Source organism: Streptomyces sp. NRRL B-1347, assembly GCF_000720325.1.
Classification (GTDB): domain Bacteria; phylum Actinomycetota; class Actinomycetes; order Streptomycetales; family Streptomycetaceae; genus Streptomyces.
This window is the reverse complement of sequence record NZ_JOJM01000014.1, coordinates 13,047-38,333: the sequence shown is the minus strand read 5'-3', so window position 1 is coordinate 38,333 and position 25,287 is coordinate 13,047. Positions and strand designations below refer to the sequence as shown.

Here is a 25,287-nt window from a genome sequence, read left to right as displayed (position 1 = left end):
ATGGCCTGCCTTCCGTACGAGCGTTACCGCCACCAAGTCGCCGCCCAGCTGGAGAGTCTGCGGGCGACGCTGGACGGCGCCGACCTGTCGGTGACCGTCCCCACCTGCCCCGACTGGACCCTCGATCAGCTCGTACGGCACATGGGCGGCGCGGTGCGCCTGGTCGAGCTGCACGTGCGGACCCGGGCCACGGAGAACATCCCCGACGCGCGGGTGCCCGGCTTCGAAGGGCCCGAGGAGGCGGGCGCGGCCGCGCTCGACGCGTGGCTCGCCGAGACCGCGGAGATGTTCGACGAGACGCTGCGCGGTGCCGATGCCGATACGCCCGTGTGGTCCTGGGCGGGGGAGGCCACGGCCGGGTTCTGGGCGCGGCGCATGACGCACGAGCTGGCCATCCACCGGGCGGACGCGGCGATCGCCGTGGGCGCCGCGTACGAGCTCGCGCCCGACGTGGCCGCCGACGCCATCGACGAGTGGCTGGACATCGTGCGGTTCGTGCAACTGGCGAAGGCGGATCCGCGGGCGGTGGAGCTGACGGGGGACGGGGGGACGCTGGGGCTGCACGCCGTGGACGCCGGGGTGGGGTGGGTCATTGCGCTCGGGCCGGACGGGGTGGCGTGGGAGCGGGGGCCGGGGGCGGCGGACGCGGACGTGGTGCTGCGGGGGCCGTTGACCGAGGTGCTGCTCGCGTTCTACCGGCGGCGGGGGGTGGATTCTGGGCGGGTTGAGGTGTTGGGGGATCGGGAGTTGCTGGAGTTCTGGCTGAGGCGGGCCTCCTTTGGCTGACGCCGGGTTACGTTGACGGCCGAGCGGCACCTCGGGGCTGTGCCCACCCCTCCCCAAGCTCTCGGCTTCGCTCGAGCAGGGGATACCCCACTCGCCCTGCGGGACGATTGCCCACAGCGGTAAGTGCTTCTGCCGCACTCTCCGCGTCGTCCACCAGCGCGATGCGTTCCGCCATCGGGCGGTCCTTCGCCAGGGCCTGGAGGAGGGGCCAGGCCGGGAGGTGGGTCGTCCAGTGGGCCCGGTCGACCAGGATCATGGGGGTGGGCTCGCCGCGGGACCCGTAGTAGTTGGGGGTCGCGTTGTCGAAGATCTCCTGGACCGTGCCGGCGGCGCCGGGCAGGAAGACGACGCCCGCGTTCGAGCGGGCCAGCAGCCCGTCCTCGCGGGTGGCGTTGGCGAAGTACTTCGCGAGGTGCGCGGCGAACGCGTTCGGCGGCTCGTGGCCGTAGAACCAGGTGGGGATGCCGACCGACGCCCCGCCGTCCGGCCACCGCTCCCGCACGGCGAACGCGGCCTTCGCCCAGTCGGTCACCGACGGCGTGAACGAGGGCGCCTTGGCGAGGAGTTCGAGGGATTCGTCGAGCATGGTGTCGTCGTACGGGGCGGCGTACGCGCCGAGATTCGCCGCCTCCATGGCGCCGGGCCCGCCGCCCGTGGCCACCGTGAGACCGGCTCGTGCGAGGGAGCGTCCGAGCCGGGCGGCGGCCGCGTACGCGTCGGTGCCGCGGGCCATCGCGTGGCCGCCCATGACGCCCACGACCCGGGCGCCGTGGAGGAGCTCGTCGAGCGCGTCGGACACGGAGTCGTCGTGGACCGCCCGCAGCATGGAGGCGAAGACGTCGCCGTCGGCCTTGGTGCGCTGGAACCAGGCGTAGGCGCGGGCGTCCGGCGTCGCCTCGTAGCCGCCGTCGGCCAGGCCCGCGAACAGGTCGCCCGGGGTGTAGAGGCGGGCGAGGTAGGGGTCGAACGGCAGCCCGGGCACGGGCGGGAAGACCAGGGCGCCGGAGGCGCGGACCCGGGCCGCCGCGGCCTCGCGCATGGGGCAGCCCAGGAAGACGGCGTCCGCGGTGTCGACGGCCAGCAGTACGTCCGTACGGTCCGTCAGATCGACGGCCTGGACGCGGTATCCGGCCAGTGAGCCGCGTTCCGCGACGACCTCGTCGAACGCGGTGAGCGTCTCGATCTCGCGGTCCCCGGGGTGCGGGGCGGATGCTTCGGAGGGGAGCATCCGCCCATGCTAGGCACCCGGCGGCGGGGGAGGGGGGCTCAGCCCTCGACCTGGGCCGGGTCCATCCACATGATCTCCCAGGTGTGGCCGTCGAGGTCGTCGAAGCTGCGGCCGTACATGGTGCCGTAGTCCTGGGTGCGGCCCGCCGTGCCGCCGGCCGCGACGGCCTTGTCGGCGATCTCGTCGACCTGGGCGCGGCTCTCGGCGCTCAGACAGAGCAGGACCTCGCTGGTCTTCCTGGAGTCCGCGATCTCCTTGGTGGTGAAGTCCTGGTAGCGCGCCGTGCCGAGCAGCATCGCGACGATGGTGTCGCTGATCACCACGCAGGCGCAGTCGTCCGTCGTGAACTGGGGGTTGATCGTGTAGCCGAGCCCGGTGAAGAACTTCTTGGAGGCCTCGACGTCGGACACGGCCAGGTTCACGAAGATCATCTGCTGGTACATGAGGTGTCTCCCGCTCGGGTGGTGTTCGGTGTGCGGTGCGTCTTACGAAGGGGTAGACGGGAGGCCGGGCGAGAACTCATCGGTGGTGCGGAAGTTTTTTCGAGCGAATGCGTGACGGGCTCGGGCCCGGCGCCGGAACTGCCGTACTCGGGCCTCACGTCGGCGCTCCAGCCTCCGGCCGCGCACCGGTGCTCCAGGGGCCGCGCACCGGTACTCCAGCCCTCGGGCCCCGCGCCGGAACTCCCGTCCTCAGCGCGCCAGCGGCATCGCGGACAGCTGGGCCACCAGCCAGGTCAGGGGCCCGAACGTGGCCGCGAGCACCCCCGTGCGCAGGGCAGCGGAGCCGCGGAGCAGGGACGCGGGCGCGCCGAGGCGGACCAGTGCCGCCTGGGTCGAGGCGCGGGCGTGGCGGGACTCGGCCGCCGCGGTGGCCAGGGTGAGCACCGTGCAGCCCGCGACGAGCAGCGCGCCGAGCGTGGTGAGCGGGCCGATGTCCGCGCGGCCGCCCGCCGCGTGCAGCGTGGTCAGCGCGTACGCGCCGGACGCCACCGCGCACACCACGCCGAGTGGCTGGCCGATCCGGCGCGCCTCCCGCATCAGTACGCGCCCCGCGAGCAGCCGCAGCGCCCCGGGCCGCACCGCTTGCAGCAGGCGTCCGCACAGATGGGTGAGGCCGGGTCCGGCGAGGGCCAGGCCGACCGCGGTGAGCGCCCAGCCGGTGAGCACGCCGGCCGGGCTGCCGTCGATGCCGCCGGGCATGCGCAGGCCCGGCGCGGCGTCGGCGCCGCTCGCGTACGTCTCGACGGCGAGCCCGGCCGCGAGCAGGGCCACGCCCCACGGCAGGCCGCCCGGCGCGGGGGGCGGGGCGTCGGGGTCGGGCGGCTGGGCACCGGGCTTCGCGCGCCGCGGGCGGAGCGTGAGCGCGACCGCGACGGACGCGCCGAGCGGTGCCAGGGCGAGCAGCGTGAGCGCGGCGGCGAGCGGCAGCGGCCGGTCGGCGGCGAGGAGGTCGGCGGCGGCGCCGTCGAAGGGCAGACCGGTGAGGTCGCCGCGCAGGTGCAGGAAGAACAGCAGCGCCACCATGGACCCGAGCGTGCAGGCCACCGCCGTGGTCATGGCCGAGACGACCATGAGCCGGCCGGGGCCGAGGCCGACCGAGGAGAGTCCGGGGCGCGGCTTGGTGCCGGGGTCGCTGCGGGCCACGGCGACGGCGAAGTACACGGTGGCGGCGAGCGGCAGCGCGCACCAGGCCAGGCGCGCGGCGGCGCCGCTGGAGCCCGGGTGGCCCAGGGCGTGGCCGAGCGCGCACAGGAGCAGGAATCCGGTCCCGGCCGCCGCGGCGGCGACGAGCAGGCGGCGCAGCAGGACCAGGGGGTGGGCGCCGCGCGCTAGACGGAGAGCGAGCACGCGGCCCGGCCTTCCGCGTCGGAGCCACCGGGCCGCCCGGAGCCGCCCTGGCCGCCGGTGACCGCGGCCCCGGGCCGCTCGGCCGCCGAGGCCCCTGAGGCCCCTGAGGCTCCCGCGGCTCCGTCCGCCGCACCCGCTGCGGCCCCGGAGCCGTCGGCACTGGGCGTGAAGCCGTCGTCGGGCAGGTGGAGCGTGTTCACGCGGCGGCCGTCCAGGAGGGCGACCGTGCGGTCGGCGAGGGCGGCGACCTCCGCGTCGTGGGTGGCGAGGACGACGGTGATGCCGTGCGAGCGGGCGGCCGTCGTCAGGGTGCGCAGGACGTGCGCGCGGTCGGCGCGGTGCAGCGGCGCGGTGGGCTCGTCCGCGAAGAGGACGGCCGGGGTCGCGGCGAGGGCGCGGGCGACGGCCACGCGCTGGCACTCGGCGCGGGTGAGGGCGTGCGGCCGCTTGCGGGCGCAGTCGCCTGCGTCGAGGCGCTCCAGCCACTCCAGGGCGGCGCGCTTGGCGGTGCGGTGCGGGGCGCCGCGCAGGAGCAGCGCGAGCGCGGCGTTCTCCCAGCCGGTCAGCTCCGGCACGAGGGCGGGCTCGGGGTCGATCCAGCCGAACCGGTCGCGGCGCAGCCGCTCCCGGACCAGCGGGCCCATGGTGTGCACGGGCGTGGAGTTGAACCAGACCTCGCCCCGCTGCGGCGCGAGCTGGCCGGACAGACAGCGCAGGAGCGTCGTCTTGCCGCTGCCGCGCGGGCCGCCGACCGCGAGGATCTCGCCCTCGCGGACACCGAGCGAGACGCCGGTGAGTGCGGGAGTGCCGTTGAGCGTGACGTGCAGGGCACGGGCCCACAGCACGTCGTTGTCCGGCGGGGCCACCATGGGCGTACACCTCGGTTCAGATCAGATCGCCTCCCCCGTACGGGGGAACGAAGGCTGGGCCGATCGGTCACTGGGCACGCTAGGGATTTGCCGCGGGACCCCGGACAAGGACGCGGCCCGGGCGCACCCATCTCACTCGGATGGGTGCGCCCGGGCCGGTTTCGCGCCGGGTCAGATCTTGGTCCAGGCCTCCGTCAGGACCTGGCGGACGATGCCCTCGATCTCGTCGAACGTGGACTGGTCGGAGATCAGCGGCGGCGACAGCTGGATGACGGGGTCACCGCGGTCGTCGGCGCGGCAGTACAGGCCGTACTCGAAGAGCTTCTTGGAGACGAAGCCGTAGAGCACGCGCTCCGACTCCTCGTCCGTGAAGGACTCCTTGGTGGCCTTGTCCTTCACCAGCTCGATGCCGTAAAAGAAGCCGTTGCCGCGGACGTCGCCGACGATCGGCAGGTCGTGCAGCTTCTGGAGGGTGGAGAGGAACGCGCCCTCGTTGTCCAGCACGTGCTGGTTGAGGCCCTCGCGCTCGAAGAGGTCGAGGTTGGCCAGGCCGACGGCCGCGGAGACCGGGTGGCCGCCGAAGGTGTAGCCGTGCAGGAAGGTGTTGTCGCCCTTGTAGAACGGCTCGGCGATGCGGTCGGAGACGATGGCCGCGCCGATCGGGGAGTAGCCCGAGGTCATGCCCTTGGCGCAGGTGATGATGTCCGGCACGTAGCCGAACTTGTCGCAGGCGAACATCGTGCCGAGGCGGCCGAAGGCGCAGATGACCTCGTCGGAGACGAGGAGCACGTCGTACTTGTCGCAGATCTCGCGCACGCGCTGGAAGTAGCCGGGCGGGGGCGGGAAGCAGCCGCCCGCGTTCTGCACCGGCTCCAGGAAGACCGCGGCGACCGTCTCCGGGCCCTCGAAGAGGATCTCCTGCTCGATCTGGTCGGCGGCCCAGCGGCCGAAGGCCTCCGGGTCGTCGCCGTGGATGGGGGCGCGGTAGATGTTGGTGTTCGGGACCTTGTGGGCGCCCGGGACCAGCGGCTCGAAGGGGGCCTTCAGGGCGGGCAGGCCGGTGATGGACAGGGCGCCCTGCGGGGTGCCGTGGTAGGCGACCGCGCGCGAGATGACCTTGTACTTCGTGTGGTTGCCGGTGAGCTTGTGGTATTGCTTCGCCAGCTTCCACGCGGTCTCGACGGCCTCGCCGCCGCCGGTGGTGAAGAAGACCTTGTTCAGGTCGCCGGGGGCGTAGTGGGCGAGGCGCTCCGCCAGTTCGACGGCGCTCGGGTGGGCGTACGACCAGATGGGGAAGAAGGCGAGGTCGGCCGCCTGCTTGGCGGCGACTTCGGCGAGCTCACGGCGGCCGTGTCCGGCCTGGACCACGAACAGGCCCGCGAGACCGTCGAGGTACTTCTTGCCCTTGTCGTCGTAGATGTAGGTGCCTTCACCGCGCACGATGGTGGGCACGGGCGTGTTCTCGTACGACGACATGCGCGTGAAGTGCATCCACAGGTGGTCGTACGCGGTTTTGCTGAGGTCCTTGCTCACGGCTATCGGGTTCCCCACATGTAGGTCTGCTTCTTCAGCTTGAGGTAGACGAAGCTCTCGGTCGAACGCACGCCGGGGAGGGCGCGGATCCGTTTGTTGATGACCTCCAGGAGGTGGTCGTCGTCCTCGCAGACGATCTCCACGAGCAGGTCGTGCGAGCCCGCGGTCATCACCACGTACTCCGCCTCCGGCATCGCGGCGACGGCGTCGGCGACCGGGTCCACGTCGCCCTCCACGTCGATGCCGACCATCGCTTGGCGGCGGAAGCCCACGGTGAGCGGGTCCGTCACGGCGACGATCTGCATCACGCCCTGGTCCAGGAGCTTCTGGACGCGCTGGCGCACGGCCGCCTCGGAGAGGCCGACGGCCTTGCCGATCGCGGCGTACGGCCTGCGGCCGTCCTCCTGGAGCTGTTCGATGATCGCCAGGGAGACGGCGTCGACCGACGGCGATCCGCTCTGGCCGCGGCCGCCACCGGTGGCGGGGCGGGTGGTCGCCCCCTCGCGGGGGCTGCTGGGGTCTGTGCTTCGACTGGCCACGACTTCACTGTGCACGAGGTCTCGTCAGTTACGCAAGGGCAGATCGATGAAATTCGTTGCTGAAGGACTTCTGGCGTGCGGATTTCGCAGTCCTGGGCTGCTGGGTATGTTGAAAGCGTCGGTGTACGGACTAGGGTGGGTGTCTCATCCACTGGACACTGACTGGAGGGCCGGAAGTGAGCACCGAGCTGCGCCGTCTGCGCAATTACATCAACGGAGAATTCCGGGACGCGGCCGACGGACGGACCACCGAGGTGATCAACCCGGCGACCGGCGAGGCGTACGCCGTGGCGCCGCTGTCCGGACAGGCCGACGTCGACGCGGCGATGAAGGCCGCCGCCGACGCCTTCCCGGCCTGGCGCGACCTCGTGCCCGCCGAGCGGCAGAAGGCCCTGCTGAAGATCGCGGACGCCTTCGAGGAGCGCGCCGAGGAGCTCATCGCCGCCGAGGTCGAGAACACGGGCAAGCCGATCGGCCTCACCCGCTCCGAAGAGATCCCGCCGATGGTGGACCAGATCCGCTTCTTCGCGGGTGCGGCCCGGATGCTGGAGGGCCGCGCCGCCGGTGAGTACATGGAGGGCCTGACCTCCATCGTCCGCCGCGAGCCCGTCGGCGTCTGCGCGCAGGTCGCGCCGTGGAACTACCCGATGATGATGGCCGTGTGGAAGTTCGCCCCGGCGCTCGCCGCGGGCAACACGGTCGTGCTCAAGCCGTCGGACACCACCCCGGCGTCGACCGTCCTGATGGCCGAGATCATCGGCTCCGTCGTACCGCCCGGCGTCTTCAACGTGGTCACCGGCGACCGCGACACGGGCCGCATGATGGTCGAGCACCCCACCCCGGCGATGGCCTCCATCACCGGCTCGGTGCGCGCGGGCATGCAGGTGGCCGAGTCGGCCGCCAAGGACCTCAAGCGCGTCCACCTGGAGCTCGGCGGCAAGGCGCCCGTCGTGGTCTTCGAGGACACCGACCTCGCCAAGGCCGTCGAGGACATCTCGGTGGCGGGCTTCTTCAACGCGGGCCAGGACTGTACGGCCGCGACCCGCGTGCTCGTCCACGAGTCGATCCACGACGAGTTCGTCACCGCCCTCGCCAAGGCCGCCGCCGACACCAAGACCGGCCTGCCGGACGACGAGGACGTGCTGTACGGCCCGCTGAACAACGCCAACCAGCTGGCGCAGGTCTCCGGCTTCATCGACCGGCTGCCCGCGCACGCCAAGGTCGAGGCGGGCGGCCACCGGGTCGGCGACAAGGGCTACTTCTACGCGCCGACCGTCGTCTCCGGGCTCAAGCAGGACGACGAGATCATCCAGAAGGAGGTCTTCGGCCCGGTCATCACGGTCCAGTCCTTCACGGACGAGGCCCAGGCCGTCAGTTACGCGAACGGCGTGGAGTACGCCCTCGCCTCCTCGGTGTGGACCAAGGACCACTCCCGCGCGATGCGCATGTCCAAGGTGCTCGACTTCGGCTGCGTCTGGATCAACACGCACATCCCGCTGGTCGCCGAGATGCCGCACGGCGGCTTCAAGAAGTCCGGCTACGGCAAGGACCTCTCCGCCTACGGCTTCGACGACTACACCCGCATCAAGCACGTCATGACGTCGCTCGACTGACGTTCCGGCCCCGCGGGGCTGACGTTCTGAGTCGTCTTCGGGGCGGGCGGTGGACACCTTGTCCATTGCCCGCCCCTCGTGCGTGAAGTGAGGGTGGGGGCATGACAGTTGCCGCACGTCGTACGTTCCTCAAGGGCATCGGCGCGGCGGGAGTCCTCGGCGCCCTCGCGGGCTGCGGGGTGCCCGCCGCTTACGTCGACGCGTCGGACCGCGCCGCGAAGGACCTCTCCGGCCGGGACAAGAAGCTGACGTTCGCCAACTGGCCGCTGTACATCGACACCGACGACGAGGACAAGACCAGGCGCCCCACCCTCGACGCCTTCGAGAAGCGGACCGGCATCGACGTCCGCTACACCGAGGAGATCAACGACAACGACGAGTTCTTCGGCAAGATCAGCCCGTCCCTGATGAACCATCAGGAGACCGGCCGGGACCTCGTCGTCATCAGCGACTGGATGTGCGCGCGCTTCGTGCGCCTCGGCTGGGTGCAGGAGATGGACCGCTCCCGGCAGCCCAACGTGGCCGAGCACCTCGACCCGATCCTGCGCACGCCGCACTTCGACGAGGGCCGGAGGTTCTCCGTGCCGTGGCAGTCCGGCATCACCGGCATCGCGTACAACAAGCGGCGGCTCGGCCGCGAGATCCGGCACGTGTCGGACCTGTGGGCCGACGACCTGAAGGGCCGGGTCACGCTCCTGTCCGGGCTCGACGAGGCGTTCGCGCTGCTGATGCAGGGCGACGGCGTCGACATCAGGAAGTGGACCGGGGACGACTTCCACCGCATGTGCGACGGCCTGGAGAAGCGCGTGCGCGGCCACCACGTCCGCCGCTTCACCGGCAACGACTACATCAAGGACCTCGCCAGCGGCGACGTCCTCGCCTGCCAGGCCTACAGCGGCGACGTCATCCAGCTCCAGGCCGACGACCCCGACATCGCGTTCGTCGTCCCCGAGGAGGGCGCCGAGCTGTGGGCCGAGTCCCTGATGATCCCCAACCTCGCCCGCCACAAGCGCAACGCCGAGCGCCTGATCGACCACTACTACGACCCCGAGGTCGCCGCCTCGCTCGCCGCCTGGGTCAACTACGTCTGCCCCGTGCCCGCGGCCCGCGACGTCCTCGCCTCCGCCAAGGACAAGGACCTCGCCGCGCTCGCCGAGGACCCGCTGGTCTTCCCCGACGACGCGATGCGCGAACGGCTCGCGATCGCGCGGGACATCACGTCGGACGAGCGCACGGAGTTCGCGCGGCGGTGGAACTCGATCGTGGGCCTCTGACCCTCCCGGGCTGCGGCGTGCGCTACGCGCCGGGCGCGAGCACCGCCTCCCAGGCCGCCATCGCCCGGTCCACCGTCCTGTCCAGGTCCGCGCGGGTCGCGCCGTCGCGGGACTGGACCGACATGCCCTGGATGACCGTGGTGTAGAAGGCGGCCGCGGCCTCCGTGTCCGTGGTGGCGGGGAGTTCCCCCTCGTCGACGCCGCGGCGCAGCCGGTCGGCCATCATCTCGGCGCCCGTGCGGCGCCAGGCCGCCAGGTGGTCGCGCACCGGCGCGTTCGCCGCCGAGCAGTTGGTCGCGGCCAGCACGATCATGCAGCCGGTCGGCCGGTCCGGGTCGGTGTACGCGCGCGCGTTCTCGCGCAGGACCGCCTCGACGGCGCCGCGCGCGGTGGGCACCTCGGTGAACGCGCGCGCCATGGCCGAGCCCTCCGTGGCGCTGTACAGGGTCACCGCCTCCTGGAAGAGGCGCTCCTTGGAGCCGAACGCGGCGTACAGGCTGGGCGACGCGATGCCCATGGCCGAGGTGAGGTCCGTCATCGACGTGGCCTCGTAGCCGTGCTCCCAGAACACCTCCATGGCCCGGCGCAGGGCCGCGTCCCGGTCGAAGCTCCGGGGCCGTCCGCGTCCCGCCACGTCCCCCACCTCCCTGGTGTCCGTCGCCGATTCATTTCTGTAGTGACTGACAAATATAGGCCTTGACGTGGCGGAACGCTCGTGTGAAAGTTTCTGTGCCGATCGACACAGAAATCGGCGTGGCGGTACGCGGCTGTGCGTGCCGCCCTTACTCACCGAGAGATTTGGGGCAGGGGATGACGGACCTCCAGGGCAAGGCCGCGCTGGTCACGGGCGGCAGCCGGGGCATCGGGGCGGCGATCGTCAAGCGGCTCGCGCGGGACGGCGCCGACGTGGCGTTCACCTATGTGAGCCCCGCGGGCAAGGCGAAGGCCGAGGCCGTCGTCGCCGAGGTGGAGGCGCTCGGGCGGCGGGCGGTGGCCATCCAGGCCGACGCGGCCGAGGCCGACGCGGTCACCGATGCGGTGGAGCGGGCGGCGCGCGAGCTGGGCCGCCTCGACATCCTCGTGAACAACGCGGGCGTCTTCCCGCACGGGCCGGTCGAGGAGGTCGGCCTCGACGAGCTGGACCGCACCCTGGCGATCCACGCCCGCGCCGCGTTCCTCGGCGCCCAGGCCGCGCTCGCGCACCTGCCGGAGGGCGGGCGCATCGTGAGCATCGGCAGCAGCCTCGTGGGCCGCGCGCCGTTCCCCGGCATCGTCCTCTACTCGATGAGCAAGTCCGCCCTGACCGGCTTCACCAAGGCCCTCGCCCGCGAGCTCGGCCCGCGCGGCATCACCGTCAACCTCGTCCACCCGGGCTCCACGGACACCGACATGAACCCCGCCGCCGGCGAGAGCGCCGACTTCCAGCGCGGCCTGTCCGCACTCGGCCGCTACGCGGAGACCGACGACATAGCCGCCACGGTCGCGCACCTGGTGGGCCCGGGGGGCCGCTCGATCACGGGCGCGGACTTCACGGTGGACGGCGGCACCAACGCGTAGGCGCTTCGCTGGATTGTGCGGGTTCTTCGGCTGCGGGTCGCCGGGGGCTGGGCGCGCCCACGCGGCGGAGCCGCAAAATGCCAGAGCCTCGCGCCCCTTCGGGGCGCTGCCCCGCTAAGAGGCCTCCGCTCGGTTGAAGGCCCAGGCGCCGAACGACCGGCGCGTCACCAGGCCGTGGTACTCCAGCCGAAGCACTCGACGTCGTACGGGAGTTGGTGCGCGGCCTCGGGTGCGAGGCGGACGACGCCGGTGGGCTCCGGCGGGCCGGGCTCGTGGAGGCGACGGCGGCGCTGCTCATCGGCCTTTGGGTGGGGCGGGGCGTGGACGCGCGGGCGATCGTGCCGCCGCTCGCCCGCGCCGGAGGCTGACGCGGTCGGGGCGCGGGCTACGGTTTGCGGGCCACCGCGCCGAACTGGGGGACCACGGGACCTTGCGGGTAGCGCCAGCGGGAGCAGGACTCGACGCCCGGTTCGAGGAGTTCGAGGCCGTCGAAGTAGGCGTGGAACTCGGCGCGGGTGCGGCCGGTGATCGGCGGCGTGGCGTTCTCGTTCCAGAAGTCCATCGCCGCCTGGTTGCCCGCGCCGCCGACGTCGGCGTCCAGGGTGGGGTGGGTCAGGACGAGGTAACTGCCCGACGGCACCTCGGCCATGAGGGTCTTGACGATCCGGAGCGTGTCGTCGGTGTCCGGGATGAAGTTCAGGATGCCGAGCAGCATCACGGCGACCGGCCGGGTGAGGTCGAGCGTGGCCGCGGCGGCGGCCACGATCTCGCGCGCGTTGCGGGCGTCCTGGTCGATGTACGTGGTCACGCCCTCCGGCGAGCTGGTGAGCAGCGCGTGGGCGTGGGCCAGGACGATCGGGTCGTTGTCGACGTACACGACGCGCGCGTCCGGGGCCAGGCGCTGCGCCACCTCGTGGGTGTTCTCGCCGGTGGGCAGGCCGGTGCCGATGTCCAGGAGCTGGCGGATGCCCCGGTCGCCGACGAGGTGGGCGACCGCCCGGCCGAGGAACGCCCGGTCCGCGCGCGCCACTTCGCCGATGCCGGGGAACATCTGGGTGACCTGCTCGCCGACGGCCCGGTCCACCTGGTAGTTGTCCTTGCCGCCCAGCCAGTAGTTCCACACCCGGGCGTTGTGCGCGATGTCCGTGCGGATCCTGCCGGTGCTGTCTGCCGTCACGCCTGCGGTTCCTTCCCCGTCCGCCGGTCCCGCCGCCCCAGCACGGTGGCGAGCGCGTCCATGCGGTTGGTGGTGATCGAGTCCACTCCGTGGGACACGAGCTTACGCATGGTGCGGCGGGTGTCGGCAGTCCATGCGGAGATCAGGTAGCCCTGTGCGTGGACGTGGTCGGCGAGTTCCCGACTCACAAGCCCAAAGCGGTAGTTGAGCCAGCGCGGCGTGATCGCGGCGAGCAGCGCGGGGCGCGGCGGCGCGAGCGTCTTCCACGTCAGCGCGATCTCCGCCGCCGGGTCCGCGGCCCGCACCGCGAGCGTCGCGGCGGGGCCCGCGCAGTAGTACACGCGGTCCGCCGCGCCGCACTCGCCGATGACGCCGACGACCGTACGGACCGTGTCCCGCGAGGCGTCCGGGTCCGGCAGGTCCACGAGCACGCGGTGCCCTTCGGTCTCCTTGAGCGCCTCTTCCAGCGTGGGTACGCCGCCCTCGGTGACGCCCCTGACCTCGGCGGCGGAGAGCGCGGCCAGCGGCCGGTCGTGCTCCCACAGCCGGTCGAGGGTGGCGTCGTGCAGCAGCACGGGGACGCCGTCGGCGGTCAGGCGGACGTCGATCTCGACCGCGTCCGCGCCCCGGTCGAGCGCCGAACGCAGGGACGGCAGGGTGTTCTCACGGACGCGGTAGGGGTCGCCTCGGTGGGCCACGGCAGTCACGGTGCGCATGGGCTCATTGTGACGGCCGCGGCCCCCGGGGGACGTACTCAGCGGGACAGCCACGCCTCCGTGTACGCGTCGATCTCCTCGCTGATGCGCTGCTTGCCCGCCTCGTCGAGGAAGGACACCTCCACGGCGTTCTTCGCGAGGGCCGCTATGCCGCGCTCGTCGAGGTCGAGGAGGCGGGCGGCGACGCCGTACTCGCTGTTGAGGTCCGTGCCGAACATCGGCGGGTCGTCGGAGTTGATCGTCACGACGACCCCGGCGTCCACGAACTGCTTCAGGGGGTGCTCGTCCATCGTGGCGACCGCGCGCGTCGCGATGTTCGACGTCGGGCAGACCTCCAGCGGGATGCGGTGCTCCGCGAGGTGCGCGAGGAGCTTCGGGTCCCGGGCGGAGCTGGTGCCGTGGCCGATGCGCTCGGCGCGCAGGTGCGTCAGGGCGTCCCAGACCGTCTCCGGGCCCGTGGTCTCGCCCGCGTGCGGCACGGAGTGCAGGCCGGCGGCGATGGCGCGGTCGAAGTACGGCTTGAACTGCGGACGCGGTACGCCGATCTCCGGGCCGCCGAGGCCGAAGGAGACCAGGCCCTCGGGGCGGATGCCGTCGGTGGTGGCGAGGCGCACGGTCTCCTCGGCCGACACCAGGCCCGCCTCGCCGGGGATGTCGAAGCACCAGCGCAGGACCACGTTCAGCTCCGCCTCGGCCGTCTTGCGGGCGTCCTCGATGGCGGCCATGAAGGCGCGCTCGTCGATGCCGCGGCGGGTGGAGGAGAACGGGGTGATGGTCAGCTCGGCGTAGCGCACGTTCTGCCGGGCGAGCTCGCGGGCCACCTCGTAGGTGAGGAGGTGGACGTCCTCCGGGGTGCGGATGAGGTCGACGACGGACAGGTACACCTGGACGAAGTGCGCGAAGTCCGTGAACGTGAAGTAGTCGGCGAGGGCCTCGGGGTCCGTGGGCACCTTGGAGTCGGGGTGGCGGGCGGCGAGGGCGGAGACGATGCGGGGGGAGGCCGAGCCGACGTGGTGGACGTGCAGCTCCGCCTTGGGCAGACCTGCGATGAAGCTTCCAGCTCGGGATGCGGTGGTGTCGGTCATGGTTCCTCCCCGGAACAAGGCTGATCGGCTGATCGGGTGACCCGCGTGGGGTCCGGGTCATCGTAGACACGGGGCCGGGGGCGCGGGGCCTGGGCAGGGGGCTGCGCTGCGCTCGGCCCGGCTTTCCGGCTGAGCGGCACCTGTGGGCTGTGCCCACCCCTCCCCAAGCTCTCGGCTTCGCTCGAGCAGGGGATGCCCCACTCGCCCTGCGGGACGATTGCCCACAGCGGGGGGCAGCGCAGGCGGGCCGGGTGTCCGCACTGAGGCTCAGCGCAGGCGTTCTCTCGCTGTCATCAGGGCGAAGCCCAAGAGGTTCGTGCCGCGCCAGGTGGTGGGGTCGTCCGACCGGGGGTCGTCCGCGGCGAGGCCGATGCCCCACACCGGGTCGACGGGGCTGGCCTCGACCAGGACGCGCTCGCCGGTGCCGACCAGGTACGCCCGGAGCGCGGGGTCGGAGGCGAACTTGTGCTCGCTGCCCTCGGCCACCACGGAGAACCGCTCCCGCTCCCACACGGCCTGGTCGAAGCCGCGCACGAGCCGCCCGGCCCGCTTCGCCTCCGCGGGCGTGCGGGACGCGAGGACCGCGCGCTCGGCCTCGGCGTCCTCGAACAAGCGGGCCTTGGCCGCCATCATCCAGTGCTCCGCCGTCGCGTACGCGACCCCGTCGACGGTGAACGGCGACGGCCACCACTGACTGAAGCAGCTCGCGCCGAGGGTGCCGTCGCGGCGCGGGGTGTGGCCCCAGAAGTGCACGTACTTCACGCGCCGTCCCGCCGCCAGCGCGGCCGTCAGGGCTGCCACCGATCGGATGTCGTCCGTGCCGGAACGCGGGGCGGAACGTGTGCCCGGCCGCGTGTCCGCCCCCGTGATCTCGCTCATGCACGCCACCCTGGCACGCGCCACGGACATTCCGTCCGTCCTTTTCCGGGGCGACTCGACACCTGGTCGACAGATTCCGTCGCTTAACCAAAAGGCAACTACGGAATCACTTGTTGGACTATCGACCCTCTGTCAGGATCGGCACTCAAATCGATCTGGAACTACGCCGCTCCCTCATCGGGGCCGGGCGGCGGAGGAGAGCGGCATGCACACATTCCAGGCGCGCGACCAGTTCTTTCCGGCGCGGGAGCACTTCGCGGACGGCGCGCAGTACATCGCGGGGCGGCTCACCCGCGGCACCTCGGGGCAGCACCACGCGGTCGTGGACCCGGCCACGGGCGAGGAGGTGCTCGGCTACGAGCTGGCGGGCGCCGAGGACGTGGACGCGGCCGTGGCCGCCGCGCGCGCCGCGTTCCCCGGCTGGTCGGGCGCGAGCCCCGGCGAGCGCTCCGACGCGATGCACCGCTTCGCCGCCGAACTGTCCGCACGCGCCGAGGACCTGGCCCGCGCGGAGACCGTCCAGTGCGGCAAGCCGATCAAGCTGAGCCGCGAGTTCGACGTCCCGGGCACCATCGACAACACCGCCTTCTTCGCGGGCGCGGCCCGCCACCTCCAGGGCCAGTCCGCGGGGGAGTACGACGGCGGCGACCACACCTCGTACGTGCGCCGCGAGGCCATCGGCGTCGTGGGGTCCATCGCGCCCTGGAACTACCCCCTCCAGATGGCCGCCTGGAAGGTGCTCCCCGCCATCGCCGCCGGGAACACCATCGTCCTCAAGCCCTCCGAGCTGACGCCGCTCACCTCGCTGATGTTCGCGCGGGCGGCGACCGCCGCCGGGATCCCGGACGGGGTGGTCAACGTCGTCACCGGGGCGGGCCGCGACGCCGGTGAGCACCTCGTGGGCCACCCCGACGTGGCCATGACCTCCTTCACCGGCTCCACCGGCGTCGGCAAGCGGGTCGCCGAGGTCGCCACCGCCACCGTCAAGCGGCTGCACCTGGAGCTCGGCGGCAAGGCGCCGTTCGTCGTGTTCGACGACGCCGACCTGGAGTCCGCCGTGCACGGCGCCGTCGCGGGCGCCCTGATCAACACCGGCCAGGACTGCACGGCCGCCACCCGCGCCTACGTCCAGCGGCCGCTGTACGACGCCTTCGTCGCCGGGGTCGCAGAGCTGATGGCGACCGTGCGGCTCGGCGACCCCTGCGACCCGTCCACCGACCTCGGCCCGCTCATCTCGCACGCCCACCGCGACCGGGTCGCCGGCTTCGTCGAGCGGGCCCGCGGCTACGCGCGCGTGGTCACCGGCGGCGAGGCCCCCGAGCACCCGGGCGCGTACTACAAGCCCACGCTGATCACGGACGCCGCGCAGGACAGCGAGGCCGTGCAGGCGGAGATCTTCGGGCCCGTGCTCGTCGTGCTGCCCTTCGACGGCGACGACGAGGGCATCCGGCTCGCCAACGACACGCCGTACGGGCTGGCCGCGTCCGCCTGGACCCACGACGTGTTCCGGGCGGGCCGCGCCACGCGCGAGATCAAGGCCGGGTGCGTCTGGGTGAACGACCACATCCCGATCCTCAGCGAGATGCCGCACGGCGGGTACAAGGCCTCCGGCTACGGCAAGGACATGTCCGCCTACTCCTTCGAGGAGTACACGCAGATCAAGCACGTCATGTTCGACAACACCGCGGTGGCCAGGAAGGACTGGCACCGCACGATCTTCGGGGACCGATAGTCAGCACGGGCCCGGGCGCCGCGAGACCGGGCGGCGCCCGCCCCCTCACCCTCCCGCAAGGGACCCTCCCGAAAGGGCAGACCAGCGCATGGAGCAGTACGAGCCCGACCGCCTCTCCCCGGCCCAGCGGGCCGCCCTGCGGCGCGGCCTGACCGGCGGCCGGGCCGCGCTCACCCGCCGCTCACTCCTCCGCGCCTCGGGCGGCGGCGTCCTCGCCGCGGGCGGGCTCGGCGCCCTGAGCGCCTGCGGCATCCCCGCCGCGGGCAAGGGCTCGGGCGGCATCGCCGCCGAGGACCGCTCGGCCGAGGAGAAGCGCGTGAACTTCTCCAACTGGACCGAGTACATGGACGTGGACGACGACGAGCGGCGGCCCACCCTCGACGCGTTCACCGAGCGCACCGGCATCAAGGTCAAGTACACCGAGGACATCAACGACAACAACGAGTTCTTCGGGAAGGTCAAGCCGCAGCTCGCCGCGGGCCAGGACACCGGCCGCGACCTCATCTGCGTCACCGACTGGCTCGCGGCCCGGCTCATCCGCTTCGGCTGGGTGCAGAAGCTCGACGCGGCCCAGCTGCCGCACGCCTACGCCAATCTGTCCGCCCAGTTCCGCTCGCCCGACTGGGACCCCGGACGCGCGTACTCGTACCCCTGGACCGGCATCTCCGCCGTCATCGCGTACAACAAGAAGGCGACCGACGGGAAGGAGATCACCTCCGTCTCGCAGCTGCTCGACGAGCCGGAGCTCAAGGGGCGCGTCGGGTTCCTCTCCGAGATGCGCGACACCGTTGGCATGACCCTGCTCGACATGGGCAAGGATCCGGCCGCCTTCAAGGACGACGACTTCGACGCGGCGATCGCCCGGCTGCAGAAGGCCGTCGACCGGCGGCAGGTCCGCCGCTTCACCGGCAACGACTACACCGCCGACCTCGACAAGGGCGACCTCGCCGCGTGCGTGGCCTGGGCCGGTGACGTCGTCCAGCTCAAACTGGCCAACCCCGACATCGAGTTCGCCATCCCGGACAGCGGCTACATCGTGTCCACCGACAACCTGCTGATCCCCAACAAGGCGCGCCACAAGCGCAACGCCGAGCGGCTCATCGACTACTACTACGAGCCCGGACCCGCGGCCCGGCTCGCCGCGTACATCAACTACGTGTGCCCGGTGGACGGCGTCCGCGACGAGCTCGCCAAGATCGACCCCAAGGCGGCGCGGAACCCGCTGATCCTGCCGGACAAGGAGATGGCGGCGAAGTCCCACGCCTTCCGGTCGCTCACGCCGAAGGAAGAGACGGCGTACGAGGAGAAGTTCGCCCGGCTCACGGGTTCCTGAACCCGCCCCCACGGGCCCCTCCGGACCCGCCGCCCGCCACGGGCCCCTCCGCCCCCCACGGGCCGCCCCCGGACCCGCCCACGGCCCCCTGGGCACCCTTCACGGCCCCCGCCGTCCCGACCGCTCACCACCCCTGGGAAGAACTCATGACCGAAACCAGCGGCGACGTCCGCCTGACCGGGATCAGCAAGACCTACGGCTCCTTCACCGCCGTCCACCCGCTCGACCTCACCGTGCCCCAGGGCTCGTTCTACGCCCTGCTCGGCGCGTCCGGCTGCGGCAAGACCACCACGCTGCGCATGATCGCGGGCCTGGAGGAGCCGAGCACCGGCACCGTGTGCCTGGGCGAGCAGGACGTCACGGCGCTGCCGCCCTACAAGCGGCCCGTGAACACGGTCTTCCAGTCGTACGCGCTCTTCCCGCACCTCGACATCTTCGAGAACGTCGCCTTCGGCCTGCGCAGGCGCGGCATCAAGTCGGTGAAGAAGCAGGTCGGCGACATGCTGGACCTCGTCCAGCTCGGCGAGCAGGCCCGCAAGAAGCCGCACCAGCTCTCCGGCGGCCAGCAGCAGCGCGTCGCCGTGGCCCGCGCGCTCATCAACCACCCCAAGGTGCTGCTCCTCGACGAGCCGCTCGGCGCCCTCGACCTGAAGCTGCGCCGCCAGATGCAGCTGGAGCTCAAGCGCATCCAGACCGAGGTCGGCATCACCTTCGTGCACGTCACGCACGACCAGGAGGAGGCCATGACCATGGCCGACACGGTCGCCGTGATGAACGGCGGCCGCGTCGAGCAGCAGGGCGCCCCCGCCGAGCTGTACGAGAACCCGCGCACCACCTTCGTCGCCAACTTCCTCGGCACCTCCAACTTCATCGCGGCCGAGGTCGACTCGGTCAGCGGCGACGACGTGGTCCTCAAGGCGGGCGACGGCAAACTGCTGCTGCCCAGGGCGCGATGCGGCGCCGCGACCGGCTCCGGCGGCAAGGTCCTCGTCGGGGTGCGCCCCGAGAAGATCGCCCTCACCCACGCCGACGACGCGGGCACCGTCCCCGACGGCCGCAACCGCATCACCGGCCGCGTCGTCGCCTCCAGCTTCATCGGCGTCTCGACGCAGTACGTCATCGACAGCCCCGTCTGCGACGCCTTCGAGGTGTACGCGCAGAACATCGAGCGCGACACTCGGCTGACCCCCGGCGCCGACGTCGTCCTGCACTGGAACCCCGCCCACACCTTCGGCCTCGACGCCGACCAGGATGTCGACGCGGGCGTCGAGAAGGTCGAGGAGGACGCGTGACCGCCCCCGTCGCGGCGCCCGTCGAGGACGCCCCCGCCCCGGCCCCCGCGAAGCCCCGCAGGCGCGGCCGCCTCGTGCCCTACTGGCTGCTGCTCCCCGGCATCCTGTGGCTGCTCGTCTTCTTCGCCCTGCCGCTGGTCTACCAGGCCTCGACGTCCGTGCAGACCGGCTCCCTCGAAGAGGGCTACAAGGTCACCTGGCACTTCGCCACCTACTGGGACGCGCTCGGCGACTACTGGCCGCAGTTCCTGCGCTCGGTCCTGTACGCGGGGGCCGCCACGGTCCTGTGCCTGCTGCTCGGCTATCCGCTGGCGTACCTCATCGCGTTCCGCGCGGGCCGCTGGCGCAATCTGGTCCTGGTGCTCGTCATCGCGCCGTTCTTCACCAGCTTCCTCATCCGGACGCTCGCCTGGAAGACGATCCTCGCGGACGGCGGGCCCGTCGTCGGCGCCCTGAACACGCTGCACGTCCTGGACGTCACCAACTGGCTCGGCGCCACCGACGGCGACCGCGTCCTCGCCACACCGCTCGCCGTGGTCTGCGGACTCACGTACAACTTCCTGCCGTTCATGATCCTGCCGCTCTACACGTCCCTGGAGCGCATCGACCCCCGGCTGCACGAGGCTGCGGGCGACCTCTACGCGCGGCCCTCCACGACCTTCCGCAAGGTCACCTTCCCGCTGTCGATGCCGGGTGTCGTCTCCGGCACGCTGCTCACCTTCATTCCGGCCGCCGGTGACTACGTGAACGCCGATCTGCTCGGCTCCACCGACACGCGCATGGTCGGAAACGTCATTCAGACGCAGTTCCTGCGCATTCTGGATTACCCGACGGCGGCCGCGCTCTCTTTCATCCTGATGGCCGCCATTCTGATCATGGTGACGTTCTACATCCGCAAGTCGGGGACGGAGGATCTGGTCTGATGGGCCCGTTCATCGCATGTGGCCGCTGGCTGCGCCGGAACCTCGTCGTCATCTTCGGGCTCCTCACGCTCGGCTATCTCCTGCTGCCCAACGTCGTCGTCACGGTCTTCTCCTTCAACAAGCCGAAAGGCCGTTTCAACTACTCCTGGCAGGAGTTCTCGACCGACGCCTGGCAGGACCCGTGCGGCGTCGCCGACATGTGCGGCTCGCTCTCCATCAGCCTGCAGATCGCGTTCTGGGCGACGCTCGGCGCCACCGCGCTCGGCACGATGATCGCCTTCGCGCTCGTGCGCTACCGCTTCCGGGCGCGCGGTGCCGTGAGCTCGCTGATCTTCCTGCCCATGGCGATGCCCGAGGTCGTCATGGCCGCCTCGCTGCTCACGCTGTTCCTCAACATGGGGGCGCAGCTCGGCTTCTGGACCGTCCTGATAGCGCACATCATGTTCTGCCTGAGCTTCGTGGTGACCGCGGTGAAGGCGCGCGTGATGTCGATGGACCCGCGCCTCGAACAGGCCGCGCAGGACCTCTACGCCGGGCCCGTGCAGACCTTCCTGCGGGTCACGCTGCCGATCGCGGCACCCGGCATCGCGGCGGGCGCGCTGCTCGCCTTCGCGCTCTCCTTCGACGATTTCATCATCACGAACTTCAACGCCGGATCGACTGTGACCTTCCCCATGTTCGTCTGGGGATCCGCGCAGCGGGGTACGCCCGTTCAGATCAATGTGATCGGTACGGCGATGTTCCTCATCGCCGTCGTTCTCGTACTGGCAGGAATGCTGATCGGAAAGCGCCGCACGAAGCGGGCGGACTGAAAGCCCGAAAAGCGGTGCCGGTAAGACTCACAGCAGCTGTACGCAGTTCTCGAAGCAGCTCTACGCAGTTCTCAAGGGAGTGGAAATCATGGCCCCTGCTGCCATGAACCGTTGGACCAAGTCTCTCTCCGAAGCCAAGCCGGTCCCGTACTGGCTGGACGCCCCGGACAAGCCCGGCCCCGAACCCGCGCTCGTCGGTGACGAGCGCGCCGACCTGCTCGTCGTCGGCGGTGGCTACAGCGGCCTGTGGACCGCCCTGATCGCCAAGGAGCGCGACCCCGGCCGCGACGTCGTCCTCGTCGAGGGCCGCGAGATCGGCTGGGCCGCGTCCGGGCGCAACGGCGGCTTCTGCGCCGCGTCCCTCACCCACGGCGTGCCCAACGGCCTGGCCCGCTGGCCGGACGAGATCGCCAGACTCGAGGAGCTCGGCGCCCGCAACCTCGACGAGATCGAGGCGGCCGTCGCGCGCTACGGCATCGACTGCGACTTCGAGCGCACCGGCGAGATCGACGTCGCCACGCAGCCGCACCAGCTCGCCGAACTCCACGAGATGTACGAGGAGATGGCCGCCCGCGGCCTCACCGGCTCCGCCGAGATGCTGGACGCGGACGAGCTGCGCGAGCAGGTCGACTCGCCGACCTTCCTCGGCGGCTTCTGGGACCGCGACGGCGTCGCGATGCTGCACCCGGCGAAGCTCGCCTGGGGCCTCAAGCGCGCCTGCCGCGAGCTCGGCGTGCGCGTCTACGAGCACACGCCCGCGCTCCAGCTGGCCCCCGCCGGCGCCGGGATGGCGATCCGCACCCCGTACGGCAGGGTCTTCGCCCGCCATGTCGCGCTCGGCACGAACGTCTTCCCGTCCCTGGTCAAGCGGGTGCGCGCGTACACGGTCCCGGTGTACGACTACGCGCTGATGACCGAGCCGCTCGCGCCGGAGCAGCTGGCCGCCATCGGCTGGAAGAACCGCCAGGGCCTCGGCGACGCGGCCAACCAGTTCCACTACTTCCGGCTCTCCGCCGACAACCGCATCCTGTGGGGCGGGTACGACGCGATCTACCCCTTCGGCGGCAAGGTGCGCGCCGAGTACGACCACCGCCCCGAGACGTACGCGAAGCTCGCCGGGCACTTCTTCACCTGCTTCCCGCAGCTGGAGGGCCTGCGGTTCACACATGCCTGGGGCGGCGCGATCGACACGTGCTCGCGCTTCTCGGCGTTCTTCGGCACGGCGCACGGGGGCCGGGTCGCGTACGCCGCCGGATACACGGGCCTCGGCGTCGGCGCCACGCGCTTCGGCGCCGACGTGATGCTGGACCTCCTCGCGGGCGAGCGCACCGAGCGGACCGCCCTGGAGATGGTCCGCTCCAAGCCGCTGCCGTTCCCGCCCGAGCCCTTCGCCTGGACGGGGGTGACCCTGACCAAGTGGGCCCTGGCCCGCGCCGACGCCAACGCGGGCAAGCGGAACGTCTGGCTCAGGACGATGGACAAGCTGGGGCTCGGCTTCGACAGCTGACCTGGGTGCGGCGGTGCCCGCGCGCCGCCGTCCGGGCGGCGCGCGGGTGGACATCCGCCCGCCGTCGTCCACCGGCGTACGCCCCCACCGCCCTGTGGCACGCTTCACTACCAGCCAGTAGCCGAACCCGCGTAACGCCACGGCCTCGGGCCGCTCTCCCTCGTGTCAGGCATTCGTACGGCACATGGAGACAGGGAGGTCGGCCCATGAACGCTTCGGGGGCTAAATCGGCGGTGGAGTGGCTCGTGTCGGTGGCACCGGATCCGGAGGCCTGCCGTTGGGAGTGGGAGCGCAACCCCCTGGGGGTCGCGCTGCTCCCGGCCGGCAGGCTCTGGGACGTGCTGATCCTGCCGGGCGAGCTCGGCCACCCCACGCTGGACGTGCTGGCCCGGGTCGTCGACCGCCCAGGACCGGTGCTCGCCGACTTCGGCGACGCGCGGATGGGGTTCTTCGTGCCCCCGGGCACGGTGGCCCGCTGGGTGGGCACGGGGGTGCGCGGCGCGGGCCGCGGCACCTGGATCGTCGTGCCCTTCCCTGGGCGCTCCACGGGCGCCGTGCGCTGGCTGGTCCCGCCGGACGGCTCGGGCACGCTCGTCGATCCGGCGCTCCTGGAACTCGCGATGCACGAGGCGGCGGCGCAGCTCGCGCGGGACGCGCGGGCCGAACGGGATGCCTGGGGCGCTCCTGGCGACCCGGACGGGCCGCGCCCCGAGTGACCCGGTCGAGTGAGTGACAGGGACTTGACAAGAGTATTGGTCTGGACCAGCTTGAGTGTGTCCTGCTCTCCAACACCCCCACTTCCGGAGGCAGTTGTGGCACTCGTTTCTCGCCCGCGGGTTCGTCGTGGCCGGTCGCGCCCACGCGGCGAAGCCGCACATGACACCGCCCCGCGCCCCTTCGGGGTGCTCCCGTGTGCCGCCCTGGTGCTCGCGCTCTGCGGACTGCTCGCGGTCCAGAGTCCGCAGGCGGCAGCTTCGGGCCGGGCCCTTCCCGCCCACACCCTCGTCGGCTACCTCCACACCAGCTTCGCCAACGGCTCCGGCTACACGCGCCTCGCCGACACCCCGGCCAGCTGGGACATCATCGACCTGGCCTTCGGCGAGCCGACCTCCGCGACGTCCGGCGACATCCGCTTCGGCCTCTGCCCCAAGACGGAGTGCCCGAACGTCGAGACGAAGGACGAGTTCAAGGCCGCCGTCAAGGCCAAGCAGGCCCAGGGCAAGAAGATCCTGATCTCCATCGGCGGCCAGAACGGCCAGGTCCAGCTCACCACCGCCCAGGCCCGCGACAAGTTCGTCTCCTCCGTGTCGGCGATCATCGACGAGTACGGACTCGACGGCCTGGACATCGACTTCGAGGGCCACTCGCTCTCGCTGGCCGCCAACGACACCGACTTCAAGAACCCCAAGACCCCGGTGATCGTCAACCTGATCTCCGCCGTGAAGACCCTCAAGGCCAAGTACGGCCCCGGCTTCACCCTCACGATGGCGCCCGAGACCTTCTTCGTGCAGCTCGGCTACCAGCACTACGGCCCGGGACAGTGGGGCGCCGACCCGCGCGCGGGCGCCTATCTGCCGGTCATCCACGCCCTGCGCGACGACCTGACGCTGCTGCACGTCCAGGACTACAACTCGGGGCCGATCATGGGCCTCGACAACCAGTACCACCAGATGGGCGGCGCCGACTTCCACATCGCCATGACCGACATGCTCCTCACCGGCTTCCCGGTCAAGGGCAACGCGGCCAACGTCTTCCCGCCCCTGCCCCCGGAGAAGATCGCCATCGGCATGCCCGCGTCCCCGCACGCGGGCAACGGCCACGTTCCGCCCGCCGAGGTCAACAAGGCCCTCGACTGCCTCACCAAGAACACCAACTGCGGCTCCTACAAGCCCCACGGCAAGTGGCCCGCGCTCCGCGGCCTGATGACCTGGTCCATCAACTGGGACCGCTTCAACAACTGGGAGTTCTCGAAGAACTTCGACACGTACTTCGGCTGACGCCGCGGGCCGTGACCGCCAGGATCCCCCCGCCCAGCAGCCAGCTCGCCACGGTGTCCGCGGGCCAGTGGTAGCCGCGGACCACCAGGCCGAGGGCCACGCCGAGGTTCAGCAGGGCGCAGGCCGCGACCAGGGTGCGGGGGGCGCGCAGGAAGGGCAGGAGCAGGAGGGCGGCGGCGCCGTAGGCGACGGTGGCGGTGGCCGTGTGGCCGGAGGGGTAGTAGCCGGTGCCGTCCATGCCCGGCGGCGCGCCCCGGTCGACGGCCGCTTTCAGAGGTACGACCAGAGCGGGCACGGCGGCCATGGCGAGCGCCGCGAACAGGGGCGGGAGCCACCAGCGGTGCGCGCGGGACCGGCGGCCGCGCCACGCCGTGTACGCCATCGCGGCGGCGAGCACCGGAAGCGCGACCGCCATGTTGCCCAGATCGGCGAGGAACTCGGCGACGGGGCGGGGCAGCAGGGCGCCGGAGAGGGCACGGCCGAGGCGTTCGTCGAGGCGGCGCACGGGGCCGCCGTCGGCGATCTGCCAGGTGAGGAGGGTGAAGAGGAGAGCGCCCACGGCGAGGAGAACGAGGTGGACGGTCG

The 25,287-nt window shown here is 71.8% G+C and carries 25 protein-coding genes; 13 read left to right on the top strand and 12 right to left on the bottom strand.

Annotated features, from left to right (window positions below; translation table 11 throughout):
- Positions 1–786 carry a maleylpyruvate isomerase N-terminal domain-containing protein gene (locus tag IG74_RS0114930; protein WP_030675865.1) on the top strand — a complete coding sequence of 262 codons (786 nt, stop codon included), beginning with the start codon at positions 1–3 and terminating at the stop codon, positions 784–786.
- 7 nt (positions 787–793) lie between these two features.
- Here IG74_RS0114930 and IG74_RS0114925 read toward each other — a convergent pair whose 3' ends face one another.
- The 6 genes from IG74_RS0114925 to IG74_RS0114900 all read right to left on the bottom strand — a co-directional run bounded on the left by IG74_RS0114925 (position 794) and on the right by IG74_RS0114900 (position 6,820).
- Complete coding sequence (locus IG74_RS0114925; protein ID WP_078868785.1) at positions 794–2,014, bottom strand: LOG family protein; 1,221 nt, start codon at positions 2,012–2,014, stop codon at positions 794–796.
- A 38-nt stretch (positions 2,015–2,052) separates the two neighbouring features.
- A complete protein-coding gene (locus tag IG74_RS0114920) occupies positions 2,053–2,457 on the bottom strand; it encodes a VOC family protein (protein WP_030675861.1) in 405 nt (134 codons plus the stop codon).
- A 249-nt stretch (positions 2,458–2,706) separates the two neighbouring features.
- Positions 2,707–3,864 carry a hypothetical protein gene (locus IG74_RS0114915; protein ID WP_030675858.1) on the bottom strand — a complete coding sequence of 386 codons (1,158 nt, stop codon included), beginning with the start codon at positions 3,862–3,864 and terminating at the stop codon, positions 2,707–2,709.
- A complete protein-coding gene (locus IG74_RS0114910) occupies positions 3,846–4,733 on the bottom strand; it encodes an ABC transporter ATP-binding protein (protein WP_030675854.1) in 888 nt (295 codons plus the stop codon). Before IG74_RS0114910 ends, IG74_RS0114915 begins: the two co-directional genes overlap by 19 nt.
- A 171-nt stretch (positions 4,734–4,904) precedes the next feature.
- Positions 4,905–6,284 carry an aspartate aminotransferase family protein gene (locus IG74_RS0114905; protein ID WP_030675851.1) on the bottom strand — a complete coding sequence of 460 codons (1,380 nt, stop codon included), beginning with the start codon at positions 6,282–6,284 and terminating at the stop codon, positions 4,905–4,907.
- Positions 6,269–6,820, bottom strand: coding sequence for an Lrp/AsnC family transcriptional regulator (locus IG74_RS0114900; RefSeq protein ID WP_030675849.1), 552 nt, complete (start codon positions 6,818–6,820; stop codon positions 6,269–6,271). Before IG74_RS0114900 ends, IG74_RS0114905 begins: the two co-directional genes overlap by 16 nt.
- Before the next feature lie 161 nt (positions 6,821–6,981).
- Here IG74_RS0114900 and IG74_RS0114895 point away from each other — a divergent pair, with 161 nt between their 5' ends.
- Complete coding sequence (locus IG74_RS0114895; RefSeq protein WP_030675846.1) at positions 6,982–8,418, top strand: gamma-aminobutyraldehyde dehydrogenase; 1,437 nt, start codon at positions 6,982–6,984, stop codon at positions 8,416–8,418.
- 101 nt (positions 8,419–8,519) lie between these two features.
- Positions 8,520–9,692, top strand: a complete 1,173-nt coding sequence (locus IG74_RS0114890; RefSeq protein ID WP_030675844.1) for an ABC transporter substrate-binding protein — start codon at positions 8,520–8,522, stop codon at positions 9,690–9,692.
- Between the two features lie 22 nt (positions 9,693–9,714).
- Here IG74_RS0114890 and IG74_RS0114885 read toward each other — a convergent pair whose 3' ends face one another.
- A complete protein-coding gene (locus IG74_RS0114885; protein WP_030675842.1) occupies positions 9,715–10,326 on the bottom strand; it encodes a TetR/AcrR family transcriptional regulator in 612 nt (203 codons plus the stop codon).
- Positions 10,327–10,502: 176 nt separating this feature from the next.
- Between IG74_RS0114885 and IG74_RS0114880 the strand changes: the two genes are divergently transcribed.
- Both IG74_RS0114880 and IG74_RS49365 read left to right on the top strand, forming a co-directional pair.
- Positions 10,503–11,249: an SDR family NAD(P)-dependent oxidoreductase gene (locus IG74_RS0114880; RefSeq protein ID WP_030675840.1), complete on the top strand. Its 747-nt coding sequence runs from the start codon at positions 10,503–10,505 to the stop codon at positions 11,247–11,249.
- Positions 11,250–11,464: 215 nt separating this feature from the next.
- On the top strand, positions 11,465–11,617 hold the full coding sequence (locus IG74_RS49365) for a hypothetical protein (RefSeq protein WP_420709894.1): 153 nt from the start codon (positions 11,465–11,467) through the stop codon (positions 11,615–11,617).
- Between the two features lie 17 nt (positions 11,618–11,634).
- Here the strand turns inward: IG74_RS49365 and IG74_RS0114870 are convergent, their stop codons facing one another.
- From IG74_RS0114870 to IG74_RS0114855, 4 genes are all read right to left on the bottom strand, one after another.
- On the bottom strand, positions 11,635–12,426 hold the full coding sequence (locus tag IG74_RS0114870) for an SAM-dependent methyltransferase (RefSeq protein WP_030675837.1): 792 nt from the start codon (positions 12,424–12,426) through the stop codon (positions 11,635–11,637).
- On the bottom strand, positions 12,423–13,142 hold the full coding sequence (locus IG74_RS0114865) for a glycerophosphodiester phosphodiesterase (protein ID WP_030675833.1): 720 nt from the start codon (positions 13,140–13,142) through the stop codon (positions 12,423–12,425). The genes IG74_RS0114870 and IG74_RS0114865 overlap by 4 nt, the downstream gene beginning before the upstream one ends.
- Before the next feature lie 38 nt (positions 13,143–13,180).
- Positions 13,181–14,227 carry an adenosine deaminase gene (locus IG74_RS0114860; protein WP_030675830.1) on the bottom strand — a complete coding sequence of 349 codons (1,047 nt, stop codon included), beginning with the start codon at positions 14,225–14,227 and terminating at the stop codon, positions 13,181–13,183.
- Positions 14,228–14,494: 267 nt separating this feature from the next.
- A complete protein-coding gene (locus IG74_RS0114855; RefSeq protein WP_030675827.1) occupies positions 14,495–15,136 on the bottom strand; it encodes an NADAR family protein in 642 nt (213 codons plus the stop codon).
- Positions 15,137–15,311: 175 nt separating this feature from the next.
- On the opposite strand from IG74_RS0114855, the gene IG74_RS0114850 reads away from it, so the two are divergent.
- From IG74_RS0114850 to IG74_RS0114815, 8 genes are all read left to right on the top strand, one after another.
- Positions 15,312–16,838 carry a gamma-aminobutyraldehyde dehydrogenase gene (locus IG74_RS0114850; protein WP_030675824.1) on the top strand — a complete coding sequence of 509 codons (1,527 nt, stop codon included), beginning with the start codon at positions 15,312–15,314 and terminating at the stop codon, positions 16,836–16,838.
- A gap of 88 nt (positions 16,839–16,926) precedes the next feature.
- On the top strand, positions 16,927–18,171 hold the full coding sequence (locus tag IG74_RS0114845) for an ABC transporter substrate-binding protein (protein ID WP_030675821.1): 1,245 nt from the start codon (positions 16,927–16,929) through the stop codon (positions 18,169–18,171).
- 146 nt (positions 18,172–18,317) lie between these two features.
- Positions 18,318–19,463 carry an ABC transporter ATP-binding protein gene (locus IG74_RS0114840; RefSeq protein ID WP_030675819.1) on the top strand — a complete coding sequence of 382 codons (1,146 nt, stop codon included), beginning with the start codon at positions 18,318–18,320 and terminating at the stop codon, positions 19,461–19,463.
- Positions 19,460–20,386: an ABC transporter permease gene (locus tag IG74_RS0114835; protein ID WP_030675816.1), complete on the top strand. Its 927-nt coding sequence runs from the start codon at positions 19,460–19,462 to the stop codon at positions 20,384–20,386. Before IG74_RS0114840 ends, IG74_RS0114835 begins: the two co-directional genes overlap by 4 nt.
- Positions 20,386–21,198: an ABC transporter permease gene (locus tag IG74_RS0114830; RefSeq protein WP_030675814.1), complete on the top strand. Its 813-nt coding sequence runs from the start codon at positions 20,386–20,388 to the stop codon at positions 21,196–21,198. Before IG74_RS0114835 ends, IG74_RS0114830 begins: the two co-directional genes overlap by 1 nt.
- An 88-nt stretch (positions 21,199–21,286) precedes the next feature.
- Positions 21,287–22,705: an NAD(P)/FAD-dependent oxidoreductase gene (locus IG74_RS0114825; protein ID WP_030675810.1), complete on the top strand. Its 1,419-nt coding sequence runs from the start codon at positions 21,287–21,289 to the stop codon at positions 22,703–22,705.
- Positions 22,706–22,911: 206 nt separating this feature from the next.
- Complete coding sequence (locus IG74_RS0114820; protein ID WP_037825421.1) at positions 22,912–23,421, top strand: hypothetical protein; 510 nt, start codon at positions 22,912–22,914, stop codon at positions 23,419–23,421.
- 186 nt (positions 23,422–23,607) lie between these two features.
- Entirely contained in the window at positions 23,608–24,702 is a 1,095-nt protein-coding gene (locus IG74_RS0114815; protein WP_078868784.1) for a chitinase, read from the top strand.
- On the opposite strand, the gene IG74_RS45865 is transcribed toward IG74_RS0114815, so the two are convergent.
- Positions 24,656–25,261, bottom strand: coding sequence for a phosphatase PAP2 family protein (locus IG74_RS45865; RefSeq protein WP_037825419.1), 606 nt, complete (start codon positions 25,259–25,261; stop codon positions 24,656–24,658). The two genes, IG74_RS0114815 and IG74_RS45865, sit on opposite strands and share 47 nt — an antisense overlap.
- Positions 25,262–25,287 lie beyond the last annotated feature (26 nt).